This is a genomic window from Paenibacillus sp. BR2-3, assembly GCF_046529485.1.
Lineage (GTDB): Bacteria > Bacillota > Bacilli > Paenibacillales > Paenibacillaceae > Paenibacillus_AQ.
The window spans coordinates 3,784,916-3,799,100 of sequence record NZ_CP126311.1; the positions used below are offsets into that span (position 1 = coordinate 3,784,916).

18 protein-coding genes, 3 tRNA genes and 1 pseudogene are annotated in these 14,185 nt (G+C 44.6%); 5 read left to right on the plus strand and 17 right to left on the minus strand.

Annotation, left to right across the window (positions count from 1 at the left end; translation table 11 throughout):
• Positions 1 to 20: 20 nt before the first annotated feature.
• Positions 21 to 704, minus strand: coding sequence for a PIG-L family deacetylase (locus PaeBR_RS18255; RefSeq protein WP_410511944.1), 684 nt, complete (start codon positions 702 to 704; stop codon positions 21 to 23).
• Positions 701 to 1,012: a DUF1806 family protein gene (locus PaeBR_RS18260; RefSeq protein ID WP_410511945.1), complete on the minus strand. Its 312-nt coding sequence runs from the start codon at positions 1,010 to 1,012 to the stop codon at positions 701 to 703. The genes PaeBR_RS18255 and PaeBR_RS18260 overlap by 4 nt, the downstream gene beginning before the upstream one ends.
• Before the next feature lie 437 nt (positions 1,013 to 1,449).
• On the opposite strand from PaeBR_RS18260, the pseudogene PaeBR_RS18265 reads away from it, so the two are divergent.
• Positions 1,450 to 1,713: pseudogene (locus PaeBR_RS18265) on the plus strand (helix-turn-helix domain-containing protein); the annotation flags it as partial.
• Positions 1,714 to 1,837: 124 nt separating this feature from the next.
• Here the strand turns inward: PaeBR_RS18265 and PaeBR_RS18270 are convergent.
• On the minus strand, positions 1,838 to 2,125 hold the full coding sequence (locus PaeBR_RS18270; RefSeq protein ID WP_410511946.1) for a hypothetical protein: 288 nt from the start codon (positions 2,123 to 2,125) through the stop codon (positions 1,838 to 1,840).
• 540 nt (positions 2,126 to 2,665) lie between these two features.
• Between PaeBR_RS18270 and PaeBR_RS18275 the strand changes: the two genes are divergently transcribed.
• Entirely contained in the window at positions 2,666 to 2,920 is a 255-nt protein-coding gene (locus tag PaeBR_RS18275) for a transposase (RefSeq protein WP_410515232.1), read from the plus strand.
• A 141-nt stretch (positions 2,921 to 3,061) separates the two neighbouring features.
• Here the strand turns inward: PaeBR_RS18275 and PaeBR_RS18280 are convergent, their stop codons facing one another.
• The 4 genes from PaeBR_RS18280 to PaeBR_RS18295 form a co-directional block, all read right to left on the minus strand.
• On the minus strand, positions 3,062 to 3,337 hold the full coding sequence (locus PaeBR_RS18280; protein WP_410511947.1) for a SemiSWEET family sugar transporter: 276 nt from the start codon (positions 3,335 to 3,337) through the stop codon (positions 3,062 to 3,064).
• 229 nt (positions 3,338 to 3,566) lie between these two features.
• Positions 3,567 to 4,271, minus strand: coding sequence for a GNAT family N-acetyltransferase (locus tag PaeBR_RS18285; protein WP_410515233.1), 705 nt, complete (start codon positions 4,269 to 4,271; stop codon positions 3,567 to 3,569).
• Between the two features lie 229 nt (positions 4,272 to 4,500).
• Positions 4,501 to 5,253: an alpha/beta fold hydrolase gene (locus tag PaeBR_RS18290; protein WP_410511948.1), complete on the minus strand. Its 753-nt coding sequence runs from the start codon at positions 5,251 to 5,253 to the stop codon at positions 4,501 to 4,503.
• Positions 5,254 to 5,961: 708 nt separating this feature from the next.
• On the minus strand, positions 5,962 to 6,864 hold the full coding sequence (locus PaeBR_RS18295) for a PhzF family isomerase (protein WP_410511949.1): 903 nt from the start codon (positions 6,862 to 6,864) through the stop codon (positions 5,962 to 5,964).
• Positions 6,865 to 7,223: 359 nt separating this feature from the next.
• Between PaeBR_RS18295 and PaeBR_RS18300 the strand changes: the two genes are divergently transcribed.
• Positions 7,224 to 7,307, plus strand: a complete 84-nt coding sequence (locus tag PaeBR_RS18300; RefSeq protein ID WP_219214875.1) for a putative holin-like toxin — start codon at positions 7,224 to 7,226, stop codon at positions 7,305 to 7,307.
• 846 nt (positions 7,308 to 8,153) lie between these two features.
• Positions 8,154 to 9,041: a fructose bisphosphate aldolase gene (locus tag PaeBR_RS18305; protein ID WP_410511950.1), complete on the plus strand. Its 888-nt coding sequence runs from the start codon at positions 8,154 to 8,156 to the stop codon at positions 9,039 to 9,041.
• 86 nt (positions 9,042 to 9,127) lie between these two features.
• On the opposite strand, the gene PaeBR_RS18310 is transcribed toward PaeBR_RS18305, so the two are convergent.
• The 6 genes from PaeBR_RS18310 to nrdR all read right to left on the minus strand — a co-directional run bounded on the left by PaeBR_RS18310 (position 9,128) and on the right by nrdR (position 10,836).
• Positions 9,128 to 9,206, minus strand: a tRNA-Ala gene (locus PaeBR_RS18310).
• A gap of 8 nt (positions 9,207 to 9,214) precedes the next feature.
• The gene (locus PaeBR_RS18315) at positions 9,215 to 9,511 is read right to left on the minus strand and encodes a type II toxin-antitoxin system VapC family toxin (protein ID WP_410515234.1); all 297 of its coding nucleotides are present in this window, start codon (positions 9,509 to 9,511) and stop codon (positions 9,215 to 9,217) included.
• A complete protein-coding gene (locus PaeBR_RS18320; protein WP_410511951.1) occupies positions 9,511 to 9,744 on the minus strand; it encodes a hypothetical protein in 234 nt (77 codons plus the stop codon). Before PaeBR_RS18320 ends, PaeBR_RS18315 begins: the two co-directional genes overlap by 1 nt.
• Positions 9,745 to 10,059: 315 nt before the next feature.
• A tRNA-Lys gene (locus PaeBR_RS18325) sits at positions 10,060 to 10,132 on the minus strand.
• A gap of 11 nt (positions 10,133 to 10,143) precedes the next feature.
• A tRNA-Ala gene (locus tag PaeBR_RS18330) sits at positions 10,144 to 10,219 on the minus strand.
• 140 nt (positions 10,220 to 10,359) lie between these two features.
• Positions 10,360 to 10,836, minus strand: a complete 477-nt coding sequence (nrdR, locus tag PaeBR_RS18335) for a transcriptional regulator NrdR (RefSeq protein ID WP_410515235.1) — start codon at positions 10,834 to 10,836, stop codon at positions 10,360 to 10,362.
• Between the two features lie 165 nt (positions 10,837 to 11,001).
• On the opposite strand from nrdR, the gene PaeBR_RS18340 reads away from it, so the two are divergent.
• Positions 11,002 to 11,220: a small, acid-soluble spore protein, alpha/beta type gene (locus tag PaeBR_RS18340; protein WP_410511952.1), complete on the plus strand. Its 219-nt coding sequence runs from the start codon at positions 11,002 to 11,004 to the stop codon at positions 11,218 to 11,220.
• 85 nt (positions 11,221 to 11,305) lie between these two features.
• On the opposite strand, the gene PaeBR_RS18345 is transcribed toward PaeBR_RS18340, so the two are convergent.
• The 4 genes from PaeBR_RS18345 to mutM all read right to left on the minus strand — a co-directional run bounded on the left by PaeBR_RS18345 (position 11,306) and on the right by mutM (position 14,147).
• Complete coding sequence (locus PaeBR_RS18345) at positions 11,306 to 11,869, minus strand: lytic transglycosylase domain-containing protein (RefSeq protein ID WP_410511953.1); 564 nt, start codon at positions 11,867 to 11,869, stop codon at positions 11,306 to 11,308.
• On the minus strand, positions 11,866 to 12,462 hold the full coding sequence (gene coaE / locus PaeBR_RS18350) for a dephospho-CoA kinase (protein WP_410511954.1): 597 nt from the start codon (positions 12,460 to 12,462) through the stop codon (positions 11,866 to 11,868). The genes PaeBR_RS18345 and coaE overlap by 4 nt, the downstream gene beginning before the upstream one ends.
• A 9-nt stretch (positions 12,463 to 12,471) precedes the next feature.
• Entirely contained in the window at positions 12,472 to 13,143 is a 672-nt protein-coding gene (ytaF, locus tag PaeBR_RS18355; protein ID WP_410511955.1) for a sporulation membrane protein YtaF, read from the minus strand.
• 161 nt (positions 13,144 to 13,304) lie between these two features.
• A complete protein-coding gene (mutM, locus tag PaeBR_RS18360) occupies positions 13,305 to 14,147 on the minus strand; it encodes a DNA-formamidopyrimidine glycosylase (RefSeq protein ID WP_410511956.1) in 843 nt (280 codons plus the stop codon).
• Positions 14,148 to 14,185: the final 38 nt, after the last annotated feature.

The window sequence follows — 14,185 nt, forward strand, 5'->3', positions numbered from 1 at the left end:
TATTTGTAAACCATTGGGTGTCATAGCCGTTGACTCCCTTTCAGCAAATATTCATATCTGCCGAATCTCGCCAAAGCTTCCTGATCTTCCTTCCATACCCACTCATCCATTTCAGTCTGGCAGCGGTGATCCCGAAACGCAGAGAGCTTTGCCTCCAAATGGTCATGCACGTCAATTTTGACGACATCCTGATGAGTAAACCCGTACCTTTCCGGTTGCTCCATCATATCGCCAAAAGTAATGAAATATAAAGATCCTCTACATTCGGTGCGCTCAAAAGCGGCCGTTGTCACTTTTCCAATAGCACAATGATCCGGATGGCCTCCGAGTCTTTCGTGAAAAGTAAGGACAACGTCGGGTTCCACTTCGCTTATAAGGGCGGCAATTCGGTCGGTTAAGAGAGCCTCGTCGGTAAACTCCACCGTTTTGTCGCGGATATCCAAAAAAATGAGATGCCGGATGCCCAGACTGTCACAGGCACGGCGCAGTTCCATTTCGCGGACGGCCGGTATCGTTTCCCGGTTGAGGAAAGGCGGATTGCCCATGCGGCGCCCCATTTCGCCTCGAGTAGCGCTCACCAGTGTAATGTCGACCCCTTCGCTTGAGTACTTCGCGAGAGTCCCTCCACAAATAAAAGTTTCATCATCAGGGTGGGCAAACACAGCCAGCAGCTTTTGACATGGTGCTTTATGTATTTCGTTCATTCCGGAAAAGGCTCCTTTCCTAAGTGAAGGGCGACATTCATACGTCCCTTATCGTCATAACCGGCCAACAGAAGACGGGCGTTCCCATCCATTTCATAATGCGTGAGCGCTTCAATCCGCAGCCAACCATGCCCATCAAAGCGGAGAGCAACCCGAAATGTATCATCTCCGGCAATAAAAGCATCGGTTACCTTAACCTTGAAATTGCGGACGAAGACAAAAGAAGTCGCCTCACTGTGAATATAGACTTCCTCTCCCACGAAGCTCCGAAGTTCAGCCTCCGCTTGGTTCCTGATAATTACGTTCATCGTATTTGACTTCCTTTGCTAACAAGATTTTGGATGATCCAATTTACTCTCTAATACTATACAATGGCACTCAAGGAGTCCAATAACTTATAACACCTGTAAGCATGAAAAAAGGTTGGCGGATATCTCCTCCAGCGAAGATATCCACCAATGTAAAGCGAAGCGGACCGAGGAGCTCTTATTAGTAGAAATTCAGGTTCATTTGTCCTCCTGGGGGACTGAGATGCAGCTATTTGGTCAAACCTACTCCTAACAAGGCTGGTGCAAGCACAATAAGGTCTATACGGTCCGACAACTCGGTGAAATGAGCTAATTCGCAAAATAGAGGCTATACAGTCCGCGGAGAGAGAGGGTAACCTTTTCGCACCCATCTTACAGCGTCTATCTTTGAAAACATGTACTCGGCACTAATCTTTGAGCGTCCTAGCCGGAATGGAAATCATCATTTCAAAAAAATCACGGCTATGAGTTCTCTGCAATATCAGAAGCCATTAAGATTACAAGAAGCGCGGCGGCTACTGCTATCAGAGAAAACGGAAACCGCAGACGTCGGATATCAAGTCGGTTATGAAAGCCCAACGCATTTTAGCAGAGAGTACACTAGAATGTTCGGTATGCCTCTATTTTTGCATAATTATTATTGGAAGAAACAAAGAACGTCCCGACCATTCTTCAATGAATGGAAATGGGACGTTCTTTGATGTCATTCACAATTTATTTTATAACAGAACCTATACAATTCAAACCACCGTCAGCCAACTCATGAAGCGAATTAACCAGTAGCCTCCATCTTAGAAAGGCCTTAATTCCCACCAGAGATTTCGGTTATGCAAGCGATCGGGTAACCGCTCTCAATTTCCAGGCCACAAGCTCTTTGAAGGTTTCTTTTAAATTTGCATCCTTCTCTTTATCCAGTATTTTGAAAACATCATCCGAGCTTATCAATACCTTTTTACCATAGACCGTTACTTCCCACTCATAATCGATTCCCGTCTTTTTACGAACAGTGAACAAATCCTTGCACACCTTATTCGCCTCGTCGTTAATGGCCTGTATAGCTTGTGAAAAATGATCAAGTCTCTCCGTATCAACCGATTGCAGAATAAAACTCACCAATGAAACCCTCCTATAAATCGTATGTATGCTTTAACATAATACTATCAAATGACTTAAATTGGAACAGGTGTAAATTGTCGTAAATATATTGACGAAAATGATCACAAAATAGCGCAACTTATCATTAAAGAATGATTACCCGGTATTTAGCCTTAAGAAACGCGAAGACAGTTAGGGAGAAAGCTCGCTGTCTGTCTTTTTTAGAAACAAAAAGGTTGTGACCAGCTTGATCTTCGCCCCAAATATAATTGATAGTAACCCCACCAGATCACCTGAAGGCTTTCACAAAGAGATATCGGGACGGTGCCTGGTGAACTGCACAATGTGATCATGAGGCTGTGGATTACTCCTGTTTATCCAATAAGGCCAAAAATGTTCCTTTCGACATCTACAAGAAGCTGTCCCCCCCCCCCCCCCTACCAGTTGGGGACAGGAGTCAACCGTTCACGCTTACGACATCGGGTGGTGAGGTTCCGCGATCCCGTAGGAAATCCGGTTATCTTGGCGACCAGTATATAACGAATCTCTTCCGAGAAAATCGCTTCGATCTACAAGTTGCACTGGCAGATCGAAGTCTTTTTTCGGTGGATCAAACGGCACTTGAATGTCCCCACTTTGTTTGGGACTACGCCTAATGCGGTGTTTAGTCAACCTTATTTCGTCTTGCTGGTGTCCGTACTACTCAAAAGTGCCTATGATGAAATCCATTCGGCAGTTCCGCCTTCAGCGACTTGTCATTTGCCACTTTTACTCGCATGCTCAGTTTTCAACTCCTACCGACAGAGTGGGTAGTTCTATTATGTCGTTATAGGGTAACAAATACTGGTTAATCAACAGGCCTGTAAAATAACAGCCCTTATGGGCGGCTATGATGGATATGATTCCTTTTAAGTCCCTTTAACAAATTTGACGTTTCAACTATTTGACTACTCATTACTGAGCACTATGCCTATACTTAAAGATTAAGGTAAGAATGATTACAATTAGTACTAAAGACATGCTATTAGTTATGAGGAACGCATAACCAACACCTTCCAAAGCTAAACTAACTGCATACACCTCCATTAATCCGATACCTGCAAATAATAACAAAAAAGTTTTCTTATTTAAGTCTTTAACCGATTTCGTTCTAAAGATTTGAATTATTTGAGGTATCCACCCGAACGAAAGAATAACCCCTCCGATTAGCTGAAATAAAACAAAGACCATAAGATCCCCCTCCCTATAAGAAATTATATGCTCATTAGCCCCTTTAGTAACCTACCTACTAACTCCGAAGAAGACCCAATAAAAAGTCAAAAATAAAAAAGAGGTTTAGCTCCTCTTTCAAAAAAACGCCAATACATCCCCGGTTTAATTGTCCTTCCGTACCAACAGTGAACAACATTCCACATGTGTGGAGTACTTTGCAAAATGTAGATCAAATATAAAAGAAAGCTCATGAAAAACCTAATAGTTCTTGCTTCCGGATTATAAAATATGCATCATATCCATACCCGTACAAAACCCGGTTGGGGATGACTTTTTGTCCGTGAGATTGTGTTAAGATGATTTCCGTCTCGTCTCGGTACAGGCAGACATGCGGTTCTTTTGCCTCGAGATAGGGTACGGCTTTGAAACCCATAAATCGACTGTAGAAATCGGACGTCTTCTCTAGGTTGACCGTCGGAAAGACGCTATGGGATTGCAAAAGCCTTTTGCCTCTTGGAGCTTCCTTCCCCTGTAAATCTAACCACTCATTCCGAAGCAAAGCATATGTATACGTGTCGTGCCAGATAGGTTGCCCTTTCGAATCAAATTTAAAATAAACTGTTTGCAGCGCATGTCCTTCTCTTCTAAAACCTAATCGCTCCAGCAATCTATATGAAGACACATTATAAGGATTGCATTTGGCGATTACAGGTCTTATTTTTAAAGTTTCAAAGCCATACTTCAACAGCTCCCTGCAGGACTCCGTTGCCAGTCCCTTCCCTTGATAATCGGAATTAAAGACATAGCCAAGTTCCCAAGTCTGAAATGCCTCAGGTTCTTGTTGATTGAAATAGAGGTTGCCAATCATTTGCCCGGAAGAATTGAGACAAATACTTGTACAAGTCTTGCCCATCGTCCGGTCTAAATCTTCGGATCTCCAAACGCTCCGTATTTAAAGTATCCATTTCACATCTCCAATCGTTCGTATAGTTTATCTGATTTCCCAACTATAACAGAACAATGGATAATCATGGTATAAAAAAGCACTCGCATTGTGCGAGGACTCACAGGTTGAATGGAGACTCGTTACACCAATTAAAGGCTTGGAATGGAAGTCGGCTAAGTTCCCGGAAAAGCATATGCTTACGAAGTGGATTTTTGCGAAAGCAAGAATGATCCCACTATAGCTGGCCTGAGATTTTTTTTATAAACCACTCAACTTCTGAAATATATTTTTGTTGCTCCTCATCCGGAATCATATGACCAGACAGCAGGAATTCGACAACTTGGCAAGTAGGGAGTGATTGCAAGTACAATTGCAAGATTTCATCAGAAATATCGGATTGGATAACAGCTTCTTGATTTCTGCCGATAAAAAGAGTTACAGGTATCTGCAATTGCGATAATTGTGGAGAGAAGTCCACTTCTTTAGCATCCTTCCCCAGCCCTTCGAGAGCTTCGCGACGCATGAAGTTTAAAATAGGAATCTGCAAGTAAACAAGGTTACACCAAAATTCTACAGTTTCTGTTGCAACTCTATTATGTATTGGAGGTTGATCCACTAGGATAAGTCCCCGTATATTATGTTGATTCCGTATGCTCCACCCAAGGGCATAGGACGCTCCCCTAGAGAATCCAAGCACGCAGTAGTTTTGAAGCTGGCAATGCCTAACAATCGTTTCAATATCAGCCAGATGATCGGTAAGATCATAACCCGATTGGGGAGTTGAGCTTAAACCACGACCACGAAAGCTAAAAGCAATAACATGACTTGAAATACCAGACAGGAGTGGAATCGCTCTCTCTGCTGGCTCCCATAATCCCCCAATGATTAGAAGTGTTGGCACATCTGGAGAAGCGTCACCATTCTCTAACACATGCAAAGCGACAGATCCATTGTGAACAAAATAGCTTTTAATTTGAACCCCTCCCATCTATCAATATCCGGTAAAGAAATATACCTTAACTGTGTCGTATTTAAGTGTGCTCTTTTCCCTACAATTTCTATAAAAGGCTATATTCTTTCTACTATATCATAATAATGGATATATTTGGCATGATAAATAACCCCCCGATAACCTCAGCCCTAACTTTTTTCACTATACGGTAAAACAACAATAACCACCGACTAAAATGCGCACAGCATCTCATCCGGCGGTTGTGTTCATAATTTTAAGTCTATCGAATCATTCCAATTCATATTAAACTACATACCATCAAAAATTACACACTCCATATGTAGGAGTACTTTGCAAAATGTAGATTAAATAAAAATAAAAGCTCATGAAAACCTAGTCAGCAGTTAGTGCTCGCTTTTATTGGCAAGTTCATCGCGACTGATGTTTCTACAGCGTTAACCTGGCTGAGTTGAGATTTTGCGTTATTCAAGTCGTCTGCTTCGCCCCTTTACCTCTGTACCCACTGACCAGCACATCTGAAAGTAACCAACCGACACTCCCGACGAATTGTGCATGATTTGGGTGAAAAAGTAACTGTTTGATATTGTGATCGGTGGAAAGTGCGTCCGCACCTACCAGCTTCGTCTGTAGTGTGAGAGTTATTTGCTGATCAATGAGGCGTAAGATGCGAGGTTCATCAAGTTTGTTGTAAAGCAGGATATCCACTCTGCCATTTCTCTACACTCAAAGTCGAATCTCAGCCTTAAACACAATAACCGCTCTTCCTCCAACCTTGACTTGCGTTGGTTCTCCATTGTCTATATCTACAGATACACTAACAATCCCGCTGCGCCCAATAGCATATCCTTGTTCAGCATTAAAAGAAAATGAGGAATCATTATGTTCAACCAAACCGTGCTTAACCAAATATGCCCCAAGAGGACCATTGGCATTTCCCGTTACCGGATCCTCGTCAATACCAATTGCTGGAGCAAACATTCTTCCATGACTTAAAACATTCTTTGATTCTGACTCCAGTGTAAAAACAAAATATCCATTACAACCAATCTCTTTACTTATTTCGGCCAGTGTACGCATATCCGGCACAAGATTATTTAATGTACTTCTAGTTTTGATCCCGATTATGACTTTGGAGTGTCCCGTAGAAACAATTTGAACTGGACATCGCTTTTCCAATTCCTCCTCTTTTAGACCTAAAGCCTTAATTATTTTTTCACGTTCATTGATAGAAAAAGGTTGAGAGAACTCAATTTTGCCTTGAGTCATAACTACAGAATAATCGCTGCCCTCATTTACTATCGCGACAGGTAAAATCCCGATCGATATTTTCTGAACAACTGTACCTTCCTTTAACTTATTTTCTATGGCCCGAACATAGTGAGCTGCAATGGTAGCATGCCCGCATACCGGAACTTCAGTCTTCGGTGTGAAATATCTGATTCTCACCTCGTGATCAGGCCCATCCGGCGGCAATATAAATGCTGTTTCTGAATTATTCAGTTCGCGCGCAATGCGCAACATTTCCTGTTCAGAAAGTCCATCTGCATCCAAAACTACACCGGCAGGATTGCCTTTTAATTTTTCAGTAGTAAATGAGTCAACCTGATAGATCTGTACAATCCTCATCTTGTCGTCTCCATTTCACTTTCAAGTACCGACTGCTTACTAAATCTAATCTTAGCATATTTACACCAAAGTATTTGGCACAGGCCGACACTCTTTTGCTAAATTTAATTAGGCATTTCTACAATCTGATGTGAAATTTTAGTGGACCCTTTGTGGATTCAATTCCTTCGTTGGTACCTTGCTTATACTGTAATCACTTCTAAGGCGTTTTTGTTTCAAAAAGAATGCGCGAAAGACAACGAAAACTTATCATCTAAGAACATTTGTGCTTACCCTCTTGCCATAATATACTATAGTGATGGAGCAATAGAACGGCTTGCAAAGGCGATCGGCTAATCTCCCAGAAGGGAGGTGAGGCCATGGAGGTTTATCAAGCGTTGTCACTGATGTTCATGTTTGGCATGTTCATTATTGCGCTGCTAAATTACCTCAAAAAGAAATAGACCGCCCTCTCGCAAAGGATTACGGTCTATTTCCTGACTGATCTTCCAAAAGCCGCCGCCCCGAAAAGCGGCTATTGCACCCGAGAGTCGTGTTAACGCATAGATCTCTTTGCATTGTACTTTTTTTCTACCCAAACAATACCACGATTGAATCAAAATAAAAAGCAGCTGAAATTCAAAAGTATTTATACGCCTTGCATTTTTTGTGTTCTCAAGATTCCTAAAACTCCTATACATTAGTTTACTTAGTACAATACTAACCGAGTTCGATGCCCACGGTTTGCCTTGTATGTTTCAATTCCTTTTTTATTGAGCATCTTGGGGTTTAGAATTGACCAAGCCTCTTCTGCTCCACCCATTTTTACCTTTGTCTCACTGTTGTAGCTGGTCTTAAGCTTAACACTTTTTCTACCATCGGACAGAGGAGCTCTTATTTGCAGAAAAGGATGTGTTTCACCAGTCTTGCGGACTCAGATGCAGCTATTCACTCATACTTCCCTCAAATTAAGCTCGGATGGACGACATTAAGGGCTATAGGGTCCGCAAACCAGAGTAAAGGTAGTATAAACCAGAAATAGCAGCAATACGGTCCGCAGCGTCAAAAATACTATGGTTTATAGCCATGAAATCATGCAAGCATCCGGCAGTATTCACACAGTAACCTTTGAGCACCGAATTGTTCCCCACTTCCGGGTATGAGCAAGCGGATGGGCCGGAATTGAGATGTACTAAATGCTTGGCAATGGTCTCTTTAACCCGCTTCGAATGTATGCTTGCGTGCAAAAATGCTATAATAAACAGATTCAAGCGACCATCCAGTTCACAGAAGGGAAAGGAGAAACATCCATGAATATGAAACAATTGAATCGGATTCACACGGGAAAGGGTTTTATCGCGGCTTTGGATCAAAGCGGCGGAAGCACTCCTAAAGCTCTGCTGCAATATGGCATTAAGGAAGACCGTTATTCCAATGATGAAGAGATGTTTGAATTGGTGCATGAGATGAGAACGCGTATTATTAAAAGTCCTGCGTTTGATTCCGAGTATATTTTGGGTGCCATCTTATTTGAGAACACAATGGATCGTTCCATTGACGGTCAATTTACCGCCGATTATCTTTGGGAACAGAAAGGCATTGTGCCTTTTTTAAAAGTCGATCAGGGTCTGGCCGACCTTGAAAACGGGGTTCAACTCATGAAACCCATTTCCGGGTTGGATGACCTTTTGAAGCAGGCGGTCCGGAGAAATATTTTTGGGACAAAGATGCGATCTTTGATTAAGGAAGCTAACCCTATTGGCATCAAAAAAGCCGCCCAGCAGCAGTTCTCCATCGCTAACCAAATCGCTGAATATGGTCTGGTACCGATTATCGAACCGGAAGTCGATATTCACAGCGCGGATAAGGCTCAATCGGAAAAACTTTTAAAAAAAGAGCTCTCCGCTCAATTATCCGCGCTTGGGAAAGATGTAAAAGTTATGCTTAAACTGTCCATACCAACGGAAGACAATTTCTACAGCGATTTAATTGAAGATCCGCATGTGGTACGGGTCGTGGCCTTGTCAGGCGGCTATACTCAATCGGAAGCCAATGAAAAGCTGGCCCGTAATCACGGATTAATCGCCAGTTTCTCCCGAGCTCTATCCCAGGGGCTCAGCGATCAACAAACGGATGATGAGTTCAACGCAATGCTCGCAAAATCCACTCAGGATATCTACGAAGCCTCCATTACTTAAGGGAGGTTATAGAGCGACCCCGAGCTTTGAACAAGCTCGGGGTCGTTTTAGGGTCTGGCAGTTTGTTGGTTAGTTTTAGAATTTGTTGGCGCCCAAGGGGATCGAACCCCTGACCTCATCGCTGCCAGCGATGCGCTCTGGCGTGATGGTTGGTTTCACTGCCCCCCTAAAGATTAATCAGGGGAATAAGGGGTTTTAAGTTTCCGCCCTTTCGTTCGTTGTTCCCTTCTTATATCCCCCGCTCTTTGTGCAATTCGCGAGGTAACATCTAGACATCTGCGCGAGTTAAATAATTTAATTCCTTGCAAGCGTAATTCAGCGTTTATGCCGCTAAACACCTCACATTCGGTAATGACCGAAAAATACATATTCATTCTATCCTCTTTGGCTTGACGTGCAAAAGACATAGCGTCAGGTTCTCCTGCCAAAAAAGCGATAGCAATGTTGGTATCAATTAAATAACCTCTCATCAATTCCACTCTTCCTCACGCATTCTCCGAACCTCATCTGTCAGTTCTTTTGCTTCGTTAGGAGTCAATATACCGGCGGATTCAAGAATATCATCAATCGAGTAGTCATCTTCAACTTCTATTGTATCGTTATCCAGGTCGATTTTGACTTTACTTTGGGTTATATTCATTTTTTCTAAAATCGAACGTAGTTCACGAGCTGTTTGTTTATCCATTCTTTTAGGTACAGTCATGACTTTATTTAGCCTCCTATGAGGAATTTAAGGATAGTATAACATGTAAACATTAAATAAAAAAAAGGCGGGCATTGCCGCAGTTCACTATGAAAATACATTCTCTTTTCCGGGGTAATCCGGTTTTTGGTTGAAGGCATGAATACCTCCTCCTTCCTTACCCTTTATTACCCCTTAGGAGAATCTTTCCACAGTGAAACGGGCAGGCGTAGAAAAAAACGCTAACCAAATCCAAATATCAACGCTTTTTTTGTACGCCCAGCATGAGCAAATTCAAACAACAAAAAAACGGCATTTCTGCCGTTTTCTATAATATGGACTCTCAGGGACTCGAACCCTGGACCAATTGATTAAGAGTCAACTGCTCTACCAACTGAGCTAAGAGTCCATGTTGGTATTTGGTGGAGCCTAGGGGGATCGAACCCCTGACCTCATCGCTGCCAGCGATGCGCTCTCCCAGCTGAGCTAAGGCCCCAAGTTTCATGTTAAAATGTTCCGTTTGAGCAGTAAGCTCAGCCACTCTGCCAAGCTTAAGCTCCGTAGGCGACTCCTATATAATATAAAAAATCGACAGGAGTGTCAACACTTTTTATACGAAAAAGAAATCGCCGCAGATTACAGACCGCTCATCTCCGACGTACTCTTAGAGAGCAATCCCTTTAGTTCCTTCATAAACATGTTGATGTCTTTAAACTGGCGGTATACGGATGCGAAACGGACGTAGGCTACTTCGTCGACCGGGTAGAGCTGCTCCATAACCAGTTCACCGATCTGCTGGCTGTCTACTTCTGCGACCGCTATGCCGCGCAGGGATTTCTCAACCTCGGAGACGATCATCTCCAGCTGTTCCACCGACACAGGGCGCTTCTCGCAGGCGCGGATAAGACCGCGCAGTATTTTGTCGCGGCTGAATTCTTCCCGGCTGCCATCCTTCTTGATGACGATCAAAGGCGTCTCCTCAATCATCTCAAAGGTGGTAAAACGCTTGCTGCAGCGCTCGCATTCACGCCTGCGCCGGATCGACTTGTTCTCATTGGCCGGACGCGAGTCAAGCACTTTAGTATTGGTGTGATCACAGTAAGGGCATTTCATAAGCTTAATCACTTCCTTTTGCAAAATGGTGTATTTCCCGCTCCGGCAATCCTGCGGCTCTAATCGCGTTAATTCTTATTTCCATTAATCACCTTTAGATTATGGTTATGAATATTGCAAGTCCTGCACATAATACAGTTACCAACCGATAGGAGGTGAACAGCAATGGGCCAAAACAACAGCTCCAATAACTTGGTAGCACCAAGATCAAGCGCAGCCCTGGAACAACTGAAATTTGAAGTTGCCCAAGAACTAGGCATTACGCTATCCCCAGACGGGTATCAAGGCAATAAAACTTCTTATGAAAACGGTTCGATCGGTGGTTACATCACTAAACGTCTTGTAACACTGGCTGAACAACAATTGGCAGGTCAATTCCACTAAACCTGTCGCCATAAGCTTGCCTAAAGAAGTATTGAACGGCTTCCGGGCTGTTTAATACTTCTTTTTACTCGTAAAAAAGTTTGGCCTAAAACTCGCTGTAAATATCTGTGTACTGTTCATAATAATAAATCACGCGCTGGACATAGTGGCGGGTCTCGCCAATTGGAATGTTCTTGACTGCTTCCTCAGTCCCATCCCATACCTCCTGTTCCAGCCAACGCTGAACGTTGCCCGGCCCGGCGTTGTAGGCGGCAATTACGGCTATACGGTTACCGTCAAACTGCCTGGACAGAGAATGCAGATACCATGTACCCAGTTCAATATTGGCTGAGGGCTCCTGCTTCAGGCGCTCCAAAGACACATCGGGGAGCTTGGCCTTTTCTAGCGCCCAGTTGGCGGTATCCGGCATGAGCTGCATCAGGCCGAGCGCTCCTTTTTTTGACTCCTGCCCGGTCTTGAAATTAGTCTCTACTCGGATGATCGAAGCGACAAGAAACGGATCCATCTCATAGGTGAGACTATGCTTGCGGATTTCATTCTTATAATAAATCGGATAAAACCACGACATCCAGTTCGTGCTCAGAAACAATACTGCGGTAAAACCAATGAATAAGAGCAGCAGGACTCTTTTTTTACGCAGCCATTTCATGAGAGACCCAGCCTGTCCCAAAGTTCGGCAACCTGCATCTCGGTATGCGCCAAATCCCCGCTGTTGTCGATAACATAGGTAGCCTTATCGCGTTTCAGTTCAATATCCATCTGCGCATTCAACCGGTCCTCTGCCTGCTCCCTGGACCAGTTATTCCGCTCCATTAATCGAATCAGCTGCACCTCTCGGGGCACATACACTAGCACAATCTCTTCAAACATCCCCTGAAGATTGGATTCAAACATAAGCGGTATATCCACAATAATTAACCGCTCCGGCTCTTGTTGATCCATAGCCTGCATACAGCTGCGGATTTCCTGCCGAATGGCCGGGTGTGTCAAATCATTCAAGGTCTGCCTCGCCTCGGGGTCACGAAAAACGATCTCGCCCAGCTTGGCCCGATCCAGCGTTCCATCAGGAGATAGGATATCCTTTCCGAAATGCCGCACAGTGGCGGCCAGCACCTGGTGTCCGGGGAGCATAACTTCTCTGGCGATGACATCGGCATCAACCAGCCCAGCTCCCTTGTTCACAAACAGTGCAGACACGGTGCTTTTTCCGGATGCAATCCCTCCGGTTAAGCCCAAAATCATGTTTTCACCTCATAACAGCTTCATTATTCCCATTATTATTAACATTAAAGCAGGCAATACAGCCGCATTCTTCATCCAGATGCTTCCGGCAAACCGGAGTCCCGTCCTCATTCCCATGACCAGGAAGGTTCCGCTGAACAGAGCGATCGCAATGGCCGTCCATACCGGCTGGAACCCGAGCAGTGCTGCTCCAAGACCTGCTCCAAAAGCATCAAGCGAAAGGGCTATGCCCAGCACCATCGCTTCCACCGACGATATACTGCCGGAATCATCCATATCCGCCGAGGATGGGGTGCGCAGAATTTGAATGACGATCCCAAGATGGCGTAGCTCGAGTGAAAACACCGCAGGCTTATCGGTCTCGACTTCAGCGCTCACAGGCACAACATCTTCTTCCTGTTCCCTTTCCTTCTGAATCAGCATTTGTATCAGCGACCAACAACCCATCAATAGAAGAATTACAGCTCCGACCGCCGAAGCGGCATGTGGAGATACAACCCGGGCCAAGAGCACCCCAACCTGCATGGAGGCCCCAATGACAACGCCTGAACATAGCGAAATGATGAGAATGGAGAGCAGCGGTATTTTCATTTTGCGCAAGCCATATGTAACACCTACACCAAAACCATCCAGACTCAGGGCAAACGCCAGCAGCAGTAAAGAAAAAAGTGGGCTGAACACCCGTATCCCTCCCGTGAAGAACCGGCAGCCAGCGGATAGATCCGGCAGCTGCGTTCGCTGTATTAAACATTCTTCACACAGTATATGGGCGGGACAGGCAGAGGGTGCCACCCTTTTGCAGCGGCATGGACATTTGAAGTCACTGCAAACTGCAATCTAACTCAGATCTCGTGTAAGCTTGGGCGCTGACAGCTTGGACAATAATGCGTGCCGCGACCTCCAACCACCGTTTTTTCGATCATGGACCCGCAAGAAGAGCACGGTTCGTGTTTACGGCCGTAGATCAGCAGCTTCTGTTGATACGTACCGCTCTCCCCCTGACCATTCACATACGACTTAATGGATGAACCCCCGGCATTCACAGCTTCCGTTAATGTAGACACAATGGCGTGATGCAGCCTATCCAGCTGTTCTCCGGTTAATGCTCTAGCACTGTCTTCCGGATGAATACCGGCCCGGTGCAGCGACTCATCTACATAAATATTACCGATGCCGACCACATATTCCTGATTGAGCAGCAGCGACTTGATTTTGGTGCTTTTGCCGGACACAATTTCCTTGAACCTCTCACGTGTAAAAGAAGGCTCGAGCGGCTCCTGCCCCAGCTTCTTCAAAGGCGGAAGCAATAAATCTTCACCCTGCTGGAACAGATGCATCGTACCAAACTGGCGGACATCATGGTAACGCAGTTCAGTACCGTCCGTGAAATGAAAAATAACGTGTGTATGCTTGTCCAAAGGATCTTTGCTGCTGTAAAGGCCGTATCGCCCCTCCATCCGCAGATGGGACACGATCACCAGTCCGTCCAGCACAATGCGCAAAAACTTGCCTCTCCGCTCCACATTTACAACTGTATGACCCGCCAGCATATGGGCAAAGGCCTGGGTATCATCCGGCCGCTGAATAATCCGCGCCAGCCGGACGGTTACATTCTCTATCTGCTTGCCTTTAATAAGTGCATTGAGTGTTGTCTTCACGGTCTCTACTTCCGGCAATTCCGGCATGATGTCTTCACCTCTACTCCATTATAACGGATATGGAT

Bases quoted from the DNA above. Each gene is read 5' to 3' on its own strand.
- PaeBR_RS18260 (WP_410511945.1), bottom strand. From the start codon at position 1,012: ATGAACGTAATTATCAGGAACCAAGCGGAGGCTGAACTTCGGAGCTTC.
- nrdR (WP_410515235.1), bottom strand. From the start codon at position 10,836: ATGAAATGCCCTTACTGTGATCACACCAATACTAAAGTGCTTGACTCG.
- mutM (WP_410511956.1), bottom strand. From the start codon at position 14,147: ATGCCGGAATTGCCGGAAGTAGAGACCGTGAAGACAACACTCAATGCA.
- PaeBR_RS18345 (WP_410511953.1), bottom strand. From the start codon at position 11,869: ATGAAATGGCTGCGTAAAAAAAGAGTCCTGCTGCTCTTATTCATTGGT.
- PaeBR_RS18255 (WP_410511944.1), bottom strand. From the start codon at position 704: ATGAACGAAATACATAAAGCACCATGTCAAAAGCTGCTGGCTGTGTTT.
- PaeBR_RS18305 (WP_410511950.1), top strand. From the start codon at position 8,154: ATGAATATGAAACAATTGAATCGGATTCACACGGGAAAGGGTTTTATC.
- coaE (WP_410511954.1), bottom strand. From the start codon at position 12,462: ATGATTTTGGGCTTAACCGGAGGGATTGCATCCGGAAAAAGCACCGTG.
- PaeBR_RS18315 (WP_410515234.1), bottom strand. From the start codon at position 9,511: ATGAGAGGTTATTTAATTGATACCAACATTGCTATCGCTTTTTTGGCA.
- PaeBR_RS18280 (WP_410511947.1), bottom strand. From the start codon at position 3,337: ATGGTCTTTGTTTTATTTCAGCTAATCGGAGGGGTTATTCTTTCGTTC.
- PaeBR_RS18340 (WP_410511952.1), top strand. From the start codon at position 11,002: ATGGGCCAAAACAACAGCTCCAATAACTTGGTAGCACCAAGATCAAGC.
- PaeBR_RS18295 (WP_410511949.1), bottom strand. From the start codon at position 6,864: ATGAGGATTGTACAGATCTATCAGGTTGACTCATTTACTACTGAAAAA.
- PaeBR_RS18300 (WP_219214875.1), top strand. From the start codon at position 7,224: ATGGAGGTTTATCAAGCGTTGTCACTGATGTTCATGTTTGGCATGTTC.
- PaeBR_RS18320 (WP_410511951.1), bottom strand. From the start codon at position 9,744: ATGACTGTACCTAAAAGAATGGATAAACAAACAGCTCGTGAACTACGT.
- PaeBR_RS18290 (WP_410511948.1), bottom strand. From the start codon at position 5,253: ATGGGAGGGGTTCAAATTAAAAGCTATTTTGTTCACAATGGATCTGTC.